A 13,964-nucleotide genomic window follows, 5' to 3' on the forward strand; every position below is an offset into this window, starting at 1 on the left:
AAATCGTTTTTATTCCAAGATCAGCTGCTATATCGATAATTCGCGCTCTTTGACGTAGAATGTTTTTTACACGTGTATTATATTTTTATTCCTCTTATAATTTCTGCATTCTTGCAATAAACACCATCATCATCGCAAGTATGTGATGGTTTGAAACCTGCTCTCCTTTGTCACGTAGTTAAATCTGCAATCGGCTGTACGCCGACTGCCTTAGCGCAACGACAACAGGAGAGTGTTATGGCTTTTACCATCAAGACAGTCGCCAGTGTGTTGGCCGGTAGTGCAATCGTCCTCGTTCTTTCCTTGCCAGCGAATGCGGCAGGGCTAGGTGTCGGGGCCTCGGTGGGTGGTAGCGGCGGCGTCAATGCCGGTGTCGGTGCCTCCGTCGGTGGCGGCGGTGGCGTCAACGCCGGCGTCGGCGCTTCGGTTGGCGGGAGCGGCGGCGTCAATGCTGGTGCCGGTGCCAATGTCGGCGGCTCGAACGGCGTCAGCGCCGGATTGGGGGCCTCGGTCGGTGGAAGCAACGGCATCAATGCGGGGACCAGTGCGAATGTCGGCGGGACGGGTGGCGTTACCGCCGGGCTCGGCGCCAATGTTGGCGGCGCGAGCGGCGTCGGGGTCGGCATCGGCATCGGTGGAACCAATCCGACAACTCCGTCCAACCCGAGCAATCCGTCCAACCCGAGCAACCCGTCGAACCCGAGCCTCCCGGGTGTCGTAGCGCAGATGTCCGGCGGCCAGGTAGCGCGCATGAAGAAGCGCTGCGTCGACGTGCTCAGCAGCGCAGGCACCTATGACCGCGATCTGCGTCAACTCTGCCTGCTGATCGCCCGTCGTTGAGGCAAAGAGCGCCAGGGTCGGACGTGCGAAACCAGCCGTGAGGCTTTGACAGCACTCTCCTGGCCTTCGGCCGGTCGGAAGCCCGTCACTCAGGCGGGCTTCCTGCATGTCGAGCGCTTTCAATTTCCACCGGCGCTTTATTGCCCGAGATTGCATTCGCCGGCGGAAATCATCTCCGTGCGGATGCCGTGCCCACTATAGCGCGGAACGGTAAGGCTGCTCGAACGTTCACGTCTTCGAAACGTCGCATGTGGCGATGTTAAAACCGGCGTGGCAGCGCCTACAGGAGCGGGAAACCATGAGCTTAGGCACCATACTCATCATCATCCTTGTCATCGCGCTGCTTGGCGGTTTCAGCGGGCTCGGCGGCGGACCGTTCTATGGGACTGGCTACTATGGTGGCGGCGGGCTCGGGCTCGTGCTGCTAATCATTATCATCCTTGTCGTGCTAGGGCGGATCTAGAGGCCCGCAAGCTTCGGATAATCGCGATCTTGTGACCAAGCCCAGGTCGGAGCGCACCGGATTGTGATGGAAGCAAGCCGGCTTGTGATCCCAAATTTTTCGCGACTATCGTATTGTGAATTCGGTCCACACCCCCCGTGGAAACAAGAGGAGAGGGTCCCACCCCTTCATCCTCCTCCAAGGCCCGCCCCGGCATCCCGGAGCGGGCTTTTGCATTGAAGCCGAAGGAACCGGCTTGCGTCGAGACTGTTGAGCTTGCGGAAGGCAGCCCGATGCCCGCAGCACTCAGAACCGCACTCTGCGAAATTCGCGATGATCTTCATGTCCCGGCGGATGGCGGCGCTGGCAAGCATGTCGAGACCATCCAGGAGATCGATGGGTTGATCGGCATAGCGGAAGCAGAGGCGATCAAGGTCGTACGCCGCATCGAGCGCGCGGCCCGAACAGGAAGAAGGATTGGATGAACATCAAGGAGATGACGCGGCAGGAGTGCGTCGCCCTTTTGAAGACGCAACGCATCGGTCGCCTGGCATGCGTGCGTGACCAGAAACCTTATGTGGTGCCGGTCCATTTCGCCTTTGGCGAGAATTCCATTTTCAGTTTCTCGCTTCCCGGCAGGAAAGTCGACTGGATGCGGGCCAATCCCCATGTCTGCCTTCAGGTCGACGATGTCGGCGGTGTCGATGGCTGGAGGAGTGTCGTGGTGGAAGGCCTGTTCGAGGAGTTGTCCAAAGCGCCTGATCCAGATGGCTGCATGACCGGCGTTGAAAGGATGATCGCTCCGGTCGATAGCGATCGCCGGCTTGCCTGGTCGCTTCTTGCCAAGCATGGGAATTGGTGGGAGCCTGGAGCGCTGAAGCCCGGCGATACTCTGGCGCTCTCGGGCAGCCATCTATTCTATCGGATCAGGATCGAGGCGATGTCGGGAAGGCAGGCCTCGTGGTAGCGGTTCCTACGCCGCGCGCGGCACTCGTGAAGTGAACGTTGCCCGGGTGACCGAGACGCTTGTGCCGTTGGTGTCGCTGACGGTTTCCACCTTGGCCTCCAGCTGTTTCACCAGTGCCTCGACGATCGCTGTTCCAAGTCCAGTACTCGGCAAGTCGTTGGCGACCTTGCCGACACCGTTGTCCGAAACGGTCAGTTTCCAATCGTTGCCCGCGGTCTCGAAGGTCACCTGGATAAGGGCGCCGGACTTTTCCTTGGGGAAGGCATATTTGATGGCGTTGAGCACCAGTTCAGTGATGATCAACCCAAGGCTGACCGCCTTTTGTGAATCCATTCTGCCGCCTTCGGCCATGACAGCGACCGTGATGGGCTGGGCTTCGCCGATCATCGACGAGGCGAGGCTGCTGCACAATTTCGGAAGGTAGGAGCCAACATCGATCTCGTCGACGCCAACCGAGGTATGAAGATGGCGTTGCACCTCTGCCACGGACAACACGCGCTGGTGGGCATCCTTGAGATGCTGACGCGTCTCTTCCGACGTGACCGAGCGTGCCTTCAGCAACAGGATGCTGGCGATGATCTGCAGGCTGTTGGCAACCCGGTGCTCCATCTCGCGCAGCAGCACGTCCTTCTGGTGAAGAAGATCCTCGGTGCGGCGCAGCAATTCTTCCTTTTCCCGTTCGATGACACGGCGGGCGGTAATGTCATTGAAGGCGAGAAGGATGGTTACGGCCGGGCTGTGGTCGTAAAGCACCTTGCGGGCGTTGAGCAGCATGGTGCGGCGGCCGATCCGCGGGAAATCATGCTCCACCTCGAAGCCGTCCATGGCGACTTTCTCGGGAATGATCGTCTCCAGCAGCAAGCGAAGTGCCGGAATGTCCCACTGACCATCGCCTAGCGCATAGAGCAGCGAGCCCTGGGTCTGCGCGGGGTCGACCTCGAATGTCTTGTAGAAGGAGCGGCTGGCGGCCAGCACGCGAAACTGCTCGTCCAGCACCAGGAATGGTTCGGTGATGGTGTTGACGATCGCCTGCGCCAGCGTCTGCGCGTCTTCGATGTTCGCAATGGGTTGAAACATGGGGCAAGCCAGACGAGCGGCGTTTTGCCTCTCCAGGCAAGGGCCTTACACCTTTGCCCGGCCATTGTCGCGAAGTAAATCACCAGCCACGATGACGTGATGTCCCACGTATCGCTGAAAAGGCGGACACTCGGCCCGCCTTCTTCCGGCTGTTCGATTTCGGCATGCGCCCAAATCGTGACTGGTCAGTTTGCGCCGCCGAGTTGCTTGGTCATCTTGCAGAAATTGTCATGCGACTTGGCAATGGCCTTGTCGCTGCATTCCTTCATCATGCCTGCGCGGTCTTCTTCCTTCATGGCCATCCAGGCGGCCTTGAATTCCTTTTCGGATTTCATCGTCTTCATGCCTGAGTCCGTGTAGAAGGGTGCCATCTTCTCCGGATTGTCGAGCGCGGAGGTGTTGCCCCCCGAAGCGGCCAACGCCGAGCCAGTCATCATAGCAAGCGCCATCGCGCCCATCGTGAGCATCTTGAAGTTCATCTGGGAATTCCTCTCTGTCGAGGTCATTGGAATAAACGACCTGAAGACAAACGGGATTGAGAGAAAACAGTTCCTTGAGGTGAACGAATATTAAAATCAGATTTTATTCCTTCTGGGCTGCCTGGGCGCTACCGGATTATTCCATGTCCGGGACGTCGCCGCTGGCAAACAGCGTGGTCGGCGGGCCGTAGTCCCCAAGGGTCGGGTCGGCATCCCGGCTCCAGGCGATCACGCCGGCGTGTTTAACCGCCAAAGCCCTGGCCGTGCGTATGGCGCGGTCTTCGCTTTGCTGGTCGGCGGGGCCGAAGGCTGGAAACAGGTCCCCGTCCTCGCCGCGATCGAACGCAATCACGACGATCAGCTTGGGATTCTTATGCTCTGTTGAATGGGACATGGTGCTCCTTCGACGCGCGAACCTATCACAGTGTCGGGCCCAGTGGTCGGTTGTCCGGCTCTCCACCACATTTTCCGGGGCCGGGAACTCGCTGCCTTCTCCATCTGCCCTCGGCACCGCATTGACACGCGTTTTGTGACCATATATTGAACAGGATTATACAGGTTCACTGAACAGGTATGAATATGAAGCGGCGCGCGGTTCAACTGTCTCCCGGCACGGGCAAGCCCGAGCAGATCGCGACCGTTCTGGAACATGAAATCCGTTCCGGCCTGCTCGGCTTCGGCGACCGCCTGCAAAGCGAAAACGAACTCGTCCAGCGCTTCTCCGTCAGTCGCAACACGGTCCGCAAGGGCCTCGAGGAACTGTCCAGCCGCGGGCTGATCACCACCAAGGTCGGCATCGGCTCCTTCGTCACCTTCGACGGCAAGCCGGTCGACGACGCCATCGGCTGGTCGCGGGCGCTGGCCAATGCTGGCGCCAATGCCGAGACCAGGACGCTGCGGCTGGAAGTCATCGAAGACGTGGATCTGGCAGCCTTGCTTGGCATCGAAAGCCCGTTCTTCATCGCTGTCGACCGGGTGCGTACCAACGCCAGCGATGGCCATGCGATTTCCATCGAGCGCAGCCGCCTGCCGCTGTCGCCGGAGCTTGAGGACGTGCCGCTGCGCGGCCTGCGTGAGGGATCGCTGCACCAGACGTTGCGCGGCGCCGGCCTGATCCCCGACCATGGCGAGGAATGGGTGGGTATCGAGATGCTCAACGCCGAGGACGCCGCCATTCTGGGCTGCCCCCAAGGTACACCCTTCCTGCGCGGCCGCCGGCTGACGCGTGCGGCCGACGACCGGCCGATCGAATATGTCACCAGCCTGCTCAATCCCGCGCATTTCGCGCTGCATATGAGGTTCTGAGCGATGCCGGACGACACCACACTTGATCGCGCCATGGGCGCGCTTGTCGGCGGAGCGCTGGGAGACGCGCTCGGCATGCCGACGCAGCTTTTGTCGCCGGCGCGCATTGCCGAACTCTACGGCCATGTCGAGGATTTCATCGCGCCCTTCGCCGATCATCCGGTATCGAAGGGGCTCGCGGCCGGCACCATCACCGACGATACGGAACAGGCGCTGCTGCTTGGCCGCATCCTGGTTGTTTCAGGCGAGCGCTTCGACCATGCGCGCTGGGTCAACGCGCTGCTCGACTGGGAGCGCGAGGTCAAGGCGCGCGGCAGCTACGATCTCCTGGGACCATCGACCAAGCGCGCCATCGACGCCATCAACAATGGCGTGCCGGCCGAGGAGGCGGGACGTAGCGGCGACACCAATGGGGCGGCGATGCGCATCGCGCCGGTCGGCATCATGATGCCGCTGGAACCGCTCGATGCATTCGTCGCCAAGGTGGCCGAGACCTGCCGGGCGACGCACAACACCTCGATAGCCATAGCGTCGGCTGCCGCCGTCGCGGCCGCCGTCAGCCACGGCGTTTCCGGCGGCGACTGGCGCGCCGCATCCGACAGCGGCGTCGCGGCGGCGAGGCGAGGGGCGACGCTTGGCCATTGGGTGACCGGCGGCGACATCGCGGCGCGTATCGTCTGGGCGCAGGATCTGGTGCGCGGCAAGGTGATGAGGGATGCGATCCGGCTGATCACCGATCTGGTCGGCACCGGCGTTGCCAGCCAGGAATCCGTTCCCGCGGCCTTCGCTGTGCTGGAAGTCGCCGATGGTGACCCATGGCAAGCGGCGGTCATCAGCGCCAATCTCGGCGGCGACACCGACACGATCGGCGCCATCGCGGCCGGCATGGCCGGCGCCTGCACCGGCTTTTCACGGCTGCCAAGGGAACGCGTCGCCGGCCTCAGGGGGATCGACATGACGGATGTTCGCGCGCTTGCCGCCGATCTTGTCGCTGCGCGGACGTCCAAAGGCCTTGCACCAAAAGCCGGTTCCGGCAAGGACGCCGCGGCATGAGCGGGCGTCTCGTCCATATCGGTAGCGCGGTGGTCGACTATGTCTACCGCATCGACGCCTTGCCGGCGCCAGGCACTGAGAAGACGGCATCCAGCTACGCGCAGGTCGCAGGCGGCGGCTTCAACATGATGGTCGCGGCCACCCGCACCGGGATGACAGTGGTGTTTGGCGGCCAACTCGGCAGCGGGCCGAATGGCGATTTCCTGCGCGCCGCCTTCGCCGCCGAGGGCATCGAAACACTGACGCCGCCATCGCCTGTGATGGACAGCGGCAATTGCGTCGCCATGATCTCGAGCGATGCCGAACGCACTTTCGTGTCATGGCCCGGTGCGGAGAGCATTCTCAACCTCGACATGATGGCGCCGGTATCAGTAGCGCCGGGAGACTGGGTGTTCACCTCGGGCTATACGCTGAGCTACCCGGGCAGCCGCAAAGCACTCGCCGACTGGATCGAGGCGCTGCCGGAAAACATTCCCTTTGTCTTCGACCCGACGCCCGTCATTTCAGACATTCCACGCCCGATCCTGGCGCGTGTGCTGGCCCGCTCGGCATGGCTGAGCTGCAACATGGCGGAAGCCGCCGAGATCGCCGGCCAGGGCGATGTCGAGACCCTCGCGGCGCGGCTTCTCGCCGATCATTGTCCAAGGGCGGCCGGTGTCGTGATCCGCTCCGGCGCCAAGGGCTGCCATGTCAGGCTGGCCGGCGGTTCGGCGCAAACCGTTGCCGGTTTCAAGGTCGATGCCGTCGACACCAATGGCGCCGGCGATGCCCATATCGGCGCTTTCGTCAGCGCGCTGGCGCGGGGTGCACATCCTTTCGAGGCGGCGCGCTACGCCAATGCGGCGGCGGCCATTTCGGTGACCCGTCATGGCGGCTCATCGGCGCCGAACGATGCCGAAATCCAGACTTTCCTGAGCCAGGCCGCCGCGACCGGCGCGCCGGGCCAGAACCAGAAGGCCCATCAGACAGCCTGACAAGCCCCGCCAAGCGGGCAAACAAAGAGAGGAACCAACATGCGCATGCCAAGACTGACTGCTCTCTTGACGGCGACGGCCGTCTTCACCACCGCGCTCACGCTGGCCGCCAGTGCCGCCGAAGTGCATGTGCTCAACTGGAAAGGCTACGGCGCCGACGAGCCATGGGCCGTCGCGGCCTTCGAGAAGGCGACCGGCAACAAGGTCGTCAACGACTTCTTCAATTCCGAACAGGAAATGCTGACCAAGATCCGGACCAATCCCGGCCTCTACGACGTCGTCATGATCAACGCTGCCTTCAACGACCAGGCGATGGCGGAAAAGCTGATCCAGCCGATCGATGTGTCGAAGCTGCCGAACTATGCCGACATCAGCAAGGACAAGGCCGGTTCGCCGATGCTCGACCATGACGGCAAGGTCTATGGCGTGCCGTGGGTGTGGGGCCTGACCGCGCTCGCCATCAACGAAAAGTCCTTCGACAAGCCGCCGACGTCGATCGCCGAAATGTGGGATCCCGCGCACAAGGGCCGCGTCGTCATTCGCGACGACGCCGTCGAGGCGGTGCAGTTCGGCGCCATCGCCACCGGCCAGAACATCAACGACATCAAGGATATGGATGCGGTCAAGACGAAGCTCACCTCGCTGATGCCGCAGATCAAGACCTTCTGGAGCTCGGAGAACGACTGGAACCAGATGGTCGCCTCCAACCAGATCGACATCGGCACCTACTGGAGCGGCTCGGCCGACCGCGCCAAGACGCACTTCAAGCTGCCGGTTTCCCTGGTCATTCCGCAGGAGGGCGCCGTCGCCTGGCTGGATGCCTTCTCCATTCCCGTCGGCTCCAAGAACGTCGAGGGTGCGCAGGCCTTCATCAACTGGATGATCGACCCGAAATTCTATGTCGAATGGGTCACCAAGGTCGGCGCCCCGGTCTCCGCCAACACCAAGGCGGTGGACGCTCTGCCCGAGGATGCCTTCAACCGCAAGGTGATGGGCGATCCAGAGGTCGCCAAGCGCATCCAGTTCCAGGCGCCGATCACCGACGCGCAGCGCGAGGCTTACCTGGCGCTCTGGCAGCAGCTCAAGGTCGACGTGAAGTAGGTCTACGTCCGGACCAGCCGTCGGTTCGCGCCGGCTGGTCCCTCAATCCTGGGGAGGAGGCTTATCATGGCAGCGCAGGGTGCGCCGCGCAGCGGGCTGAGATCGGCCCTGCCGCTGCTGGCGCCGGCCTATCTCTGGCTGACGGTGGCGATCTTCCTGCCGCTCTCTGCCATGGTCTTCTTCTCCTTCATGACCGACCTGCCGCTGACGGGGAAGCCTTGGGCTTTCACGCTTGGCAACTATGCCGCCTTCTTCTCGCAGAGCCTCTATCTGACGCTGCTGCTCGCTTCGCTCAGGCTCGGCCTGGAAGTGACGCTATGGTGCATCCTCATCGGCTATCCCGCCGCCTATGTGCTGGCCAAGGTGCTGAAAGGCCGCAGCCGCGAGGCGATCTTCCTGCTGGTCATCCTGCCGTTCTGGTCGAACGGGCTGGTGCGGATATTCTCCTGGGCGATGGTGCTGCGCGAGGGTGGCATCCTCGATACGGCGCTCAACGCCGTCCTGCCGTTCAAGATCAACATCGATCTGATGTATTCCTATCCCGCCGTCATCATCGGCCTTGTGCACTCCTACGTGCCCTACATGGTGCTGACCTGTTATCTCACCTTGCAGGCGATCGACGATTCGCTGATCGAGGCCGGTCGTTCGCTCGGCGCCTCGCGGCTGCAGGTGCTCAAGCGCGTGATCATCCCGCTGTCGATGCCCGGTCTGGTGGCGGGGGCCGCGCTCATCTTCGTTCCCGTCGTCGGCTCGTTCATGGAGCCGCGCATCCTTGGCGGGCGCACCGGCACCTTCTACGGCACGGTGATCGAGGACCAGTTCGTCGCCGTGTTCAACTGGCCGCTGGGTGCCGCGCTGTCCTTCATCCTGCTGGCGGTCGTGCTGGTCATCCTGGCGATCGCCTCGCCTGTGTTGCGGAGGGCCGCTTGATGATGACGACCCGCATCCTCGAATGGTTCGGCCGGATCTATATCTTCCTGCTGCTCGCCTTCCTCTATCTGCCGATCATCATCATGGCGTTGATGTCGTTCAACGTCTCGCCCTTTTACCAACTGCCGTTCGAGTGGACGACGGAATGGTATGCCTCGCTGTGGCAGAACGACCAGCTGATCGCGGCCACGTGGAACAGCCTGGAGATCGCAATCATCACCACGCTCATCAGCGTCGTGCTCGGCTCGGCGGCGTCGCTGGCGCTTTTTCGCTATGATTTCCGCGGCAAGAAGGTGCTGCAGGCGCTGCTGTTTCCACCGATCGCCATTCCGTGGCTGATCACCGGCACGGCGATGCTGATCTTCTTCTTCGGCGTCGGCATCGGGCGGGGCCTGTTCGCCATCCTGCTCGGCCATGTCGCGCTGGCGCTGCCCTATGTCATCGTCGTCGTCTCGGCCCGGCTGCAGACTTTCGCGCCGGAACTGGAAGAGGCGGCACGCTCGCTCGGCGCCAACCAGTGGCAGGTGACCAATCGCGTCACGCTGCCCTGGATCATGCCGGGCGTCATCGCCGGTGGGCTGTTTGCATTTGCCGTGTCGTTCGACCAGTTCGTCGTTTCCTACTTCCTCTCGACACCCGGCCAGACGACGCTGCCGGTCGAAATCTACGCCGCGATCCGCAAAGGTTTCACGCCTGAGATCAACGCGGTCTCGACCATCATCATTGTCGTGTCCATGGCGCTCATGCTGCTCACGGCGCGCTTCTTCAAATTCGGCGGAGAGAAATAATGGCTGGCGTCCAGGTCGCGAACGTCTCCCGCAGCTTCGGCGCGCACAAGGCGCTGGACAATGTCTCCATCGATTTCGCCGATGGCGGCTTCTACGCGCTGCTCGGACCATCGGGCAGCGGCAAGACCACGCTGCTCAGGCAAATCGCCGGTTTCGATTTTCCCGACAGCGGCCGTATTTCCATCGGCGGCGAGAGCGTCGAGCGCGTGCCGGTCGAAAAGCGCCGCATCGGCATGGTGTTCCAGAACTACGCGCTGTTTCCCAATATGAGCGTCGCCGACAATGTCGCCTTCGGCCTGTCGGTGCGCGGTGAGGCCAAGGCGGTGATTGCCACCGAAGTGCAGCGCGCGCTCGACCTCGTGCAACTCGGCAAGCTCGGCGGCCGCCGCCCGCACCAGCTTTCCGGCGGCCAGCGCCAGCGTGTCGCGCTTGCCCGCGCCATCGTCACCAAGCCGCGTGTGCTTCTGCTGGACGAGCCATTGGGCGCGCTCGACAAGGCGCTGCGCGTCGACATGCAGATTGAGCTGAAGCGTATCCAGCGCGAGATCGGCATCACCACCATCTTCGTCACCCACGACCAGGAAGAAGCGCTGACAATGAGCGACCGCATCGGCATATTGCGCGACGGCCGCCTGGTACAGGAGGGGCCGCCGGAGGAAATCTACGACCGGCCGAAAAGCGAGTTCGCCGCCACCTTCCTCGGCGACGCAAACATCTTTCGCGGCGACTCGACCGGCAACGGCATCCGGCTGCCGGACGGCACGGCGATCGCCGCCGGCGTGGGCGCAACGCTTGCCGCCGGCGCCAAGGCGAGCTGCGCCGTGCGGCCCGAGCGAATTCGCATTGCCACGGATGGCGGGGCGTCCGATGCGGCCAATGCGAACATGCTGAAGGGTCAGGTCTCCAAGCGCATCTTCGCCGGCAACAACAGCACCTACTTTGTCGAGCGCGCCGGCCAGACGTTGAAGGTCATCGTGCAGAACACCGGCGCTGAGAGGCTGGCGGAGGGTCAGGATGTGGTGCTGCGCTGGTCGCCGGAAAGCACGGTGCTGATCGCGGCGAGCTGATCCTCGTTCTGGCTCTTGCCAGACAGCGGGCAATAAGGAACAGCATAGCCCGGCATAAGTCCGGAGCATTCCGATGACGCTTGAACTGACCGCGCAGGACCGATCCATGCTCGACGGCGAGCAAGGCCCATCCGCGGCCGCCGCCATGAAAATCCTCGTCGCCTTTTCCAACGCGATCGGCGCGCGTGGCCTGCTCGACATTTCGGGTGCCCATATCGATGGCTGCCTCTATCACGGCAAGGCCGGGCTCGACTTCGTCGAACGGCTGGTCGAGGGCGGCGGGCGCGTGCAGGTGCCGACGACGCTCAATGTCGGCTCGTTCGATCTCATCCATCCGGGCATGGTGAAGATGCCGGCGGCCGAGGAGGTGCCGGCGCGGCGGCTGATGAAGGCGCATCTGGAACTCGGCTGCCAGGCGACCTTCACCTGTGCGCCCTATCAGACGCGCTTCCGGCCCGAATTCGGCCAGCAGATCGCCTGGGGCGAATCCAACGCCATCGTTTTCGCCAATTCGGTGATCGGCGCGCGCACCAACCGCTATGGCGATTTCATCGATCTGTGCTGCGCCATGACCGGGCGCGCGCCAGCCTGGGGCCTGCATCTGAGCGAGAACCGGCGTGGCCGCATCCTGTTCAAGTTGAACATCGCCGAGACCGAACCAGGCGACGGCCTGTTCGTCGGCGTCGGGCTGGTCATCGGTCAGGCCAGTGGCGACCGCATTCCGGTCATATCGGGGCTGCCGAAGCCACGCGACGAGGATCAGTTGAAGGCGCTGGGCGCGGCCGCCGCGACGACGGGCGCCGTGGCGCTGTTCCATGCGGTCGGCATCACGCCGGAAGCGGGGACGCTCGACGAAGCGTTGCACGGCCAGGCGCCGGAAGAGACGAACATCGTCACCCGCGCCGATATCGATGATGCGCTGGCCAGGCTGTCGACGGTGCCGGACGGAGCGCCGCTGGCGGCGGTGTCTCTGGGCACGCCGCATTTCTCGCATGAGGAATGGATGCGCCTGTTGCCGGTGCTGCGCGAGGCAGCACCCGGCAAGGGCATTCCGATCTACGTCAACACCGGGCGCGCGACGCTGACGCGGCTGCAGGCGGAAGGCGCGCTTGCCGGCATGGAAGCGTTCGGCCTGATCCCGGTCGCCGACACCTGCACCTATGTGACCGCGATTCTCGAGCGGCTCGACGGTGTGGTGATGACCAACTCCGGCAAATGGGCGCATTACGCGCCGGGCAATATCGGCGTAACCGTCGCCTTCGCCGACATGAGGGATTGCATCCGCTCCGCCGCGGTCGGGCATGTCGTGAGGAGTGGTTCATGACGCGATCGGCTGCAAGTGGAGTTGCCGAATGGCCGGGCGCTTTCCAACTCGCCGGCGAGGCCGAAGGCCTGGCTTTGGTGTTTTCGCAGGCGCTCAGTTTCTGGGGCGGCATCGACGCCGAGACCGGCGAGATCATCGATCACTCGCATCCTGGCCTTGGCCAGAACGTGGCCGGCAAGATCCTGGTCATGCCGGGCGGGCGGGGGTCGTCGTCCTCCTCCTCGGTGCTAGCCGAAGCGATCCGTCGTGGCACGGCGCCGGCCGGCATTGTTCTGGAGCGGCCGGACCCGATCCTGGCGGTTGGCGCGATCGTGGCGGAGTTTCTCTACGATATCCATATGCCGCTGGTGGTGTGTGAAATAGCTGAGATTGTTTCTGGTGACGGGATTGCTATCGCTATCGGGCCGGATGGCGAGGCGATCGTCAGCAGGGTCTGAGAAAATCGTTGAAAGTCAGCACTGCCCCTCATCGCAGATGAGGGGCAGCGCCAACGCTTGTCAGCTTACTGCCATCAAACGGATCTCAAATCTCACCCGGCCATCAACCCTGCGGCCCCGCGCCGCCAATAGGCCGCTGCCAGCGTCCGGTCCCGGCCCAACCCCAGCGTGTCGCGCCAATATTCGCGCACGATCCTGGCGGCACCGGCTTCCGCCGCGAACCAGCCGAAGGTCGAGCCGTCCTGTGGCCATGCCACCGAGCGAACGGCCTCGGCCAGCAGCTTGTCCTCGCCCGCCGGCACGCCGTCCCTTGTCAGCCAGTGCAGTTCGATCCCCGTGGCGTTGTCGATCTTCTGCTTCTCGTGCTCGTCGGCGATTTCGACAAAGGCGACGCCCCTGGTTTGCGCCGGCAGCGTTTCCAGCAGCCGCGCCAGCGCGGGAAGACCGGTTTCGTCTGATCCCATGATATACCACTGAGCCTGCCGCACCGGACGGCCGACCGGTCCCATGATGCCGACCTTCATCCCGGCCGCCGCCTGCATGGCCCAGGCGGAGCCGACGCTGTCACCGGGATGGACGAGGAAATCGACATCCATGATGCCCCTGGCGACGTCGAGGGCGCGGATGGTGTAGACGCGCGCCACCGGGCGCCGGTCGTCAGCGGGCCAGACCGGCAGGCCATTGTCACCGAGCATCGGCCACAGCGGATCGGGCACTTCCCTGGTTGGGAACAGCATGCGGATATGCATGCCGCCGAACTTGGCGAAACGACCGAGGTCCTGGCCTGCAAGACGGATGCGGCGCATATGCGGGGTGAGGTCACGAACCTCTCTTACCGTCATCTCGCGGAACTGGGCGAGGCAGGTTTCGCCAGAGAGATCGCCGGTCCAGACGATCTCCGGGTTTTCCTCCCTGGCGTAGACCTGGACCGCCGTGGCGAGCAGGTCCTTGATGCGGGCGAGCCCGTCGCGGTCGGGCGCGTTGGCCCGCATCACCAACTGCTCCATGTCGATGGAGGCACCGCCAAAGGCAAAGCGGAAATCGATGCGCCGGCCATGATGCAAGGCATCGGCCTCGAAGCTCCGCAGCCTGTCGCTGATGCTGTCCATGTAGTCCGGCAGGCGCCGCAGGTTGAGCCGCGCCTCGCAGGCAAGTTCACGCACCGATGCTTCGCTCATTG

At 63.3% G+C, this 13,964-nt stretch carries 17 protein-coding genes; 13 read left to right on the forward strand and 4 right to left on the reverse strand.

Annotated features, from left to right (window positions below):
- Nucleotides 1-237 precede the first annotated feature (237 nt).
- From EB815_RS17595 to EB815_RS17610, 4 genes are all read left to right on the forward strand, one after another.
- Complete coding sequence (locus EB815_RS17595; RefSeq protein ID WP_056571646.1) at nt 238-840, forward strand: hypothetical protein; 603 nt, start codon at nt 238-240, stop codon at nt 838-840.
- A gap of 298 nt (nt 841-1,138) precedes the next feature.
- On the forward strand, nt 1,139-1,303 hold the full coding sequence (locus EB815_RS17600) for a DUF3309 family protein (RefSeq protein ID WP_064983672.1): 165 nt from the start codon (nt 1,139-1,141) through the stop codon (nt 1,301-1,303).
- A gap of 272 nt (nt 1,304-1,575) precedes the next feature.
- Nucleotides 1,576-1,767: a hypothetical protein gene (locus EB815_RS17605; RefSeq protein WP_155772452.1), complete on the forward strand. Its 192-nt coding sequence runs from the start codon at nt 1,576-1,578 to the stop codon at nt 1,765-1,767.
- Nucleotides 1,764-2,249 (forward strand): pyridoxamine 5'-phosphate oxidase family protein, encoded by a 486-nt coding sequence (locus EB815_RS17610; RefSeq protein WP_056571655.1) that lies wholly within the window; start codon nt 1,764-1,766, stop codon nt 2,247-2,249. The genes EB815_RS17605 and EB815_RS17610 overlap by 4 nt, the downstream gene beginning before the upstream one ends.
- Before the next feature lie 6 nt (nt 2,250-2,255).
- Here EB815_RS17610 and EB815_RS17615 read toward each other — a convergent pair whose 3' ends face one another.
- The 3 genes from EB815_RS17615 to EB815_RS17625 all read right to left on the reverse strand — a co-directional run bounded on the left by EB815_RS17615 (nt 2,256) and on the right by EB815_RS17625 (nt 4,199).
- Nucleotides 2,256-3,326: a sensor histidine kinase gene (locus tag EB815_RS17615; RefSeq protein WP_056571657.1), complete on the reverse strand. Its 1,071-nt coding sequence runs from the start codon at nt 3,324-3,326 to the stop codon at nt 2,256-2,258.
- Nucleotides 3,327-3,511: 185 nt separating this feature from the next.
- The gene (locus tag EB815_RS17620) at nt 3,512-3,805 is read right to left on the reverse strand and encodes a hypothetical protein (protein WP_056571660.1); all 294 of its coding nucleotides are present in this window, start codon (nt 3,803-3,805) and stop codon (nt 3,512-3,514) included.
- Between the two features lie 136 nt (nt 3,806-3,941).
- Nucleotides 3,942-4,199, reverse strand: coding sequence for a hypothetical protein (locus EB815_RS17625; protein WP_056571663.1), 258 nt, complete (start codon nt 4,197-4,199; stop codon nt 3,942-3,944).
- Between the two features lie 185 nt (nt 4,200-4,384).
- On the opposite strand from EB815_RS17625, the gene EB815_RS17630 reads away from it, so the two are divergent.
- The 9 genes from EB815_RS17630 (at nt 4,385) to EB815_RS17670 (ending at nt 12,784) form a co-directional block, all read left to right on the forward strand.
- The gene (locus EB815_RS17630) at nt 4,385-5,110 is read left to right on the forward strand and encodes a GntR family transcriptional regulator (RefSeq protein WP_056572142.1); all 726 of its coding nucleotides are present in this window, start codon (nt 4,385-4,387) and stop codon (nt 5,108-5,110) included.
- A 3-nt stretch (nt 5,111-5,113) separates the two neighbouring features.
- Nucleotides 5,114-6,163 (forward strand): ADP-ribosylglycohydrolase family protein, encoded by a 1,050-nt coding sequence (locus tag EB815_RS17635; RefSeq protein ID WP_056571666.1) that lies wholly within the window; start codon nt 5,114-5,116, stop codon nt 6,161-6,163.
- Nucleotides 6,160-7,137, forward strand: a complete 978-nt coding sequence (locus EB815_RS17640) for a PfkB family carbohydrate kinase (RefSeq protein WP_056571669.1) — start codon at nt 6,160-6,162, stop codon at nt 7,135-7,137. Before EB815_RS17635 ends, EB815_RS17640 begins: the two co-directional genes overlap by 4 nt.
- Before the next feature lie 39 nt (nt 7,138-7,176).
- The gene (locus EB815_RS17645; protein WP_056571672.1) at nt 7,177-8,238 is read left to right on the forward strand and encodes an ABC transporter substrate-binding protein; all 1,062 of its coding nucleotides are present in this window, start codon (nt 7,177-7,179) and stop codon (nt 8,236-8,238) included.
- A 66-nt stretch (nt 8,239-8,304) separates the two neighbouring features.
- Nucleotides 8,305-9,168 (forward strand): ABC transporter permease, encoded by an 864-nt coding sequence (locus tag EB815_RS17650; RefSeq protein ID WP_056571674.1) that lies wholly within the window; start codon nt 8,305-8,307, stop codon nt 9,166-9,168.
- A complete protein-coding gene (locus tag EB815_RS17655) occupies nt 9,168-9,956 on the forward strand; it encodes an ABC transporter permease (protein ID WP_056571677.1) in 789 nt (262 codons plus the stop codon). Before EB815_RS17650 ends, EB815_RS17655 begins: the two co-directional genes overlap by 1 nt.
- Entirely contained in the window at nt 9,956-11,023 is a 1,068-nt protein-coding gene (locus EB815_RS17660; protein WP_056571680.1) for an ABC transporter ATP-binding protein, read from the forward strand. The genes EB815_RS17655 and EB815_RS17660 overlap by 1 nt, the downstream gene beginning before the upstream one ends.
- A 73-nt stretch (nt 11,024-11,096) precedes the next feature.
- Entirely contained in the window at nt 11,097-12,347 is a 1,251-nt protein-coding gene (locus EB815_RS17665; protein WP_056571683.1) for an aconitase X, read from the forward strand.
- Nucleotides 12,344-12,784: an aconitase X swivel domain-containing protein gene (locus EB815_RS17670; RefSeq protein ID WP_056571686.1), complete on the forward strand. Its 441-nt coding sequence runs from the start codon at nt 12,344-12,346 to the stop codon at nt 12,782-12,784. Before EB815_RS17665 ends, EB815_RS17670 begins: the two co-directional genes overlap by 4 nt.
- Before the next feature lie 92 nt (nt 12,785-12,876).
- Here EB815_RS17670 and EB815_RS17675 read toward each other — a convergent pair whose 3' ends face one another.
- Nucleotides 12,877-13,962, reverse strand: a complete 1,086-nt coding sequence (locus EB815_RS17675; RefSeq protein ID WP_056571689.1) for a siderophore-interacting protein — start codon at nt 13,960-13,962, stop codon at nt 12,877-12,879.
- Between the last annotated feature and the right edge of the window lie 2 nt (nt 13,963-13,964).

Origin of the sequence: Mesorhizobium loti (assembly GCF_013170705.1) — a bacterium.
Taxonomy (GTDB): Bacteria; Pseudomonadota; Alphaproteobacteria; order Rhizobiales; family Rhizobiaceae; genus Mesorhizobium; species Mesorhizobium loti_D.

What these genes read in the sequence shown, in the direction of transcription:
- EB815_RS17595 (WP_056571646.1), top strand. Translation starts at nt 238, where the DNA reads ATGGCTTTTACCATCAAGACAGTCGCCAGTGTGTTGGCCGGTAGTGCA.
- EB815_RS17600 (WP_064983672.1), top strand. Translation starts at nt 1,139, where the DNA reads ATGAGCTTAGGCACCATACTCATCATCATCCTTGTCATCGCGCTGCTT.
- EB815_RS17605 (WP_155772452.1), top strand. Translation starts at nt 1,576, where the DNA reads ATGCCCGCAGCACTCAGAACCGCACTCTGCGAAATTCGCGATGATCTT.
- EB815_RS17610 (WP_056571655.1), top strand. Translation starts at nt 1,764, where the DNA reads ATGAACATCAAGGAGATGACGCGGCAGGAGTGCGTCGCCCTTTTGAAG.
- EB815_RS17615 (WP_056571657.1), bottom strand. Translation starts at nt 3,326, where the DNA reads ATGTTTCAACCCATTGCGAACATCGAAGACGCGCAGACGCTGGCGCAG.
- EB815_RS17620 (WP_056571660.1), bottom strand. Translation starts at nt 3,805, where the DNA reads ATGAACTTCAAGATGCTCACGATGGGCGCGATGGCGCTTGCTATGATG.
- EB815_RS17625 (WP_056571663.1), bottom strand. Translation starts at nt 4,199, where the DNA reads ATGTCCCATTCAACAGAGCATAAGAATCCCAAGCTGATCGTCGTGATT.
- EB815_RS17630 (WP_056572142.1), top strand. Translation starts at nt 4,385, where the DNA reads ATGAAGCGGCGCGCGGTTCAACTGTCTCCCGGCACGGGCAAGCCCGAG.
- EB815_RS17635 (WP_056571666.1), top strand. Translation starts at nt 5,114, where the DNA reads ATGCCGGACGACACCACACTTGATCGCGCCATGGGCGCGCTTGTCGGC.
- EB815_RS17640 (WP_056571669.1), top strand. Translation starts at nt 6,160, where the DNA reads ATGAGCGGGCGTCTCGTCCATATCGGTAGCGCGGTGGTCGACTATGTC.
- EB815_RS17645 (WP_056571672.1), top strand. Translation starts at nt 7,177, where the DNA reads ATGCGCATGCCAAGACTGACTGCTCTCTTGACGGCGACGGCCGTCTTC.
- EB815_RS17650 (WP_056571674.1), top strand. Translation starts at nt 8,305, where the DNA reads ATGGCAGCGCAGGGTGCGCCGCGCAGCGGGCTGAGATCGGCCCTGCCG.
- EB815_RS17655 (WP_056571677.1), top strand. Translation starts at nt 9,168, where the DNA reads ATGATGACGACCCGCATCCTCGAATGGTTCGGCCGGATCTATATCTTC.
- EB815_RS17660 (WP_056571680.1), top strand. Translation starts at nt 9,956, where the DNA reads ATGGCTGGCGTCCAGGTCGCGAACGTCTCCCGCAGCTTCGGCGCGCAC.
- EB815_RS17665 (WP_056571683.1), top strand. Translation starts at nt 11,097, where the DNA reads ATGACGCTTGAACTGACCGCGCAGGACCGATCCATGCTCGACGGCGAG.
- EB815_RS17670 (WP_056571686.1), top strand. Translation starts at nt 12,344, where the DNA reads ATGACGCGATCGGCTGCAAGTGGAGTTGCCGAATGGCCGGGCGCTTTC.
- EB815_RS17675 (WP_056571689.1), bottom strand. Translation starts at nt 13,962, where the DNA reads ATGAGCGAAGCATCGGTGCGTGAACTTGCCTGCGAGGCGCGGCTCAAC.